At 70.0% G+C, this 1,881-nt stretch carries 2 protein-coding genes; one reads left to right on the top strand and one right to left on the bottom strand.

Going from position 1 to position 1,881, the window contains the following annotated elements:
• Nucleotides 1-475: MarR family winged helix-turn-helix transcriptional regulator (locus tag EES43_RS11075; protein WP_164493154.1), on the bottom strand; the 475-nt coding region annotated here is incomplete at its 3' end.
• A gap of 118 nt (nucleotides 476-593) precedes the next feature.
• Here EES43_RS11075 and EES43_RS11070 point away from each other — a divergent pair.
• The gene (locus EES43_RS11070; protein ID WP_124268577.1) at nucleotides 594-1,796 is read left to right on the top strand and encodes an FAD-dependent monooxygenase; all 1,203 of its coding nucleotides are present in this window, start codon (nucleotides 594-596) and stop codon (nucleotides 1,794-1,796) included.
• The last annotated feature ends 85 nt before the right edge of the window (nucleotides 1,797-1,881 follow it).

Genomic DNA, 1,881 nt, shown 5'->3' with positions numbered 1-1,881 from the left:
TGAGGACGTCGTCGGCGAGCCGCGTCAGCAGTCGGCCGAGGTCTGCGCGGTCCTGCTCGGGCCAGTGGCTGATGGTCTCGGTGAACCAGCCGATCATGGAGGCGGTGTAGCGGTCGGTGGCCTCGCGTCCTCGGGCGGTGGCCTCGATCAGGCGGGCGCGTTTGTCGTGCGGGTCGTCGATGCGCCGTACCAGGCCGCGCCGCTCCAGGGCCTGCACCTGGCGGGTGACGTGCGGCCCGGCCAGTTGGACGCGGTCGGCGATCTCGCCGACGCGCAGGGGGCCGTCCGAGCCGCCCAGGGCCAGGAGGACGGTGATCGCTGGGCGGTCCTTGCTCAGGCCCGCCGTCTCGGCGGCCTGTTCGACGACGCGCCCCTTGGCCAGGGCGTTGCCGAGGTGTGCGATGCGAGGCAGGGCTGCTAGAGCCTGCTCTCCGGGCGGGGCGGTGGGGTGGCCGTCCGGCGCGTCCGCGTGCACAGTGCCTCCATTTGCTTACCTGCCACAGGTAACTATACCGTCGACGTGATCCACCGTATCGCGATCCCGCTTCGGGTCATTTTAATTACCTGAAGTAGGTAACTAGCTGGGAGGAATCATGACCCGCACCGCCAACCGGAGGGTGCTCATCTCGGGTGCCAGCATCGCCGGCCCCGCCCTGGCCTACTGGCTCAGCCGCTACGGATTCGAGGTGACCGTCGTCGAGAAGGCGTCCGCGATCCGCGGCGGCGGCTACGCCATCGACATCCGCGGGACGGCCCTCGGCGTCGTCGACCGCATGGGCCTGCTTCCGCGCCTGCGCGAGAAGCATGTCGACACCCAGAAACTCACTTTCGTGAACCCGGACGGGGCGCTCATCAAGTCGGTGAGCCCGGAGGCCATCGCCGGAGGCGACCCGGGAGCAGACATCGAGGTTCGACGCGGCGACCTCGCGGACGCCCTCTACGACGTGTGCCGCGACCGCGTCGACTTTCGCTTCGGGGACTCCATCGCCACCCTGGAAGATCGGGGCGACCGGGTCGACGTCTCCTTCGACGGTGGCGACAGCCGCACCTTCGACCTGGTCATCGGCGCGGACGGGCTGCACTCCAACACCCGAGGGCTGGCCTTCGGCCCCGAGGAGCCGTACCTGAGCTACCTCGGCCACGTCGTCGCCGTCTTCACCGTTCCGAACCGCTTCGACCTGGCCCACGAGGGACTCATCTGGAACGTTCCCGGCAAGGTCGCGGCGCTCTACGCCCACGAACCCGATGAATCGGCGCACGGCTTCCTCGCCTTCCGGCACAAGGACATGCCCTTCGCCACCCACCCCACGCCCGCAGCGCAGCGCGAACTGGTCGCCGCCAACTACCCCGAAACCGCCTGGCACATCCCGTACCTGATCGACGCCATGCGCTCCGCCGACGACCTCTTCTTCGACGCCGTGTGCCAGACCCGCATGCCCACCTGGTCGCGCGGCCGGGTCGCCCTCGTCGGCGACGCCGCCTTCGCCACCTCGTTCCTGTCCGGCCAGGGCTCCAGCGTCTCCCTCGTCGGGGCCTACATCCTGGCCGGCGAACTGGCCCGGAACGCCGATCACACCGCCGCGTTCGCCTTCTACGAACGCACGGCACGCCCCTTCATCGAAGAGAACCAGGCCACCGCCGGCGAGGGAGGCACGGCCCTGATCCCCGGCAGCCAGGCCATGCTCGACGCACGCAACCACGCCCTGAACGACCCCACCGCCCTCGCCGGAGAGCGCAGCTCCATATACACGAGCCTGACCCTGCCCGACTACACCGACCGCATCGCCGACGTCTGACGCACACCTCCGGCCGCCGCCGCGTTCCGTCCCGTACGCGGTGCCCACCGGGCACGTTCGCCGCCCGAGGCGAACGTGCCCGGTC

Origin of the sequence: Streptomyces sp. ADI96-02 (genome assembly GCF_003846185.1) — a bacterium.
GTDB lineage: Bacteria > Actinomycetota > Actinomycetes > Streptomycetales > Streptomycetaceae > Streptomyces.
The sequence above is the reverse complement of the archived record's forward strand: the minus strand, read 5'-3'. Positions and strand labels throughout refer to the sequence as shown.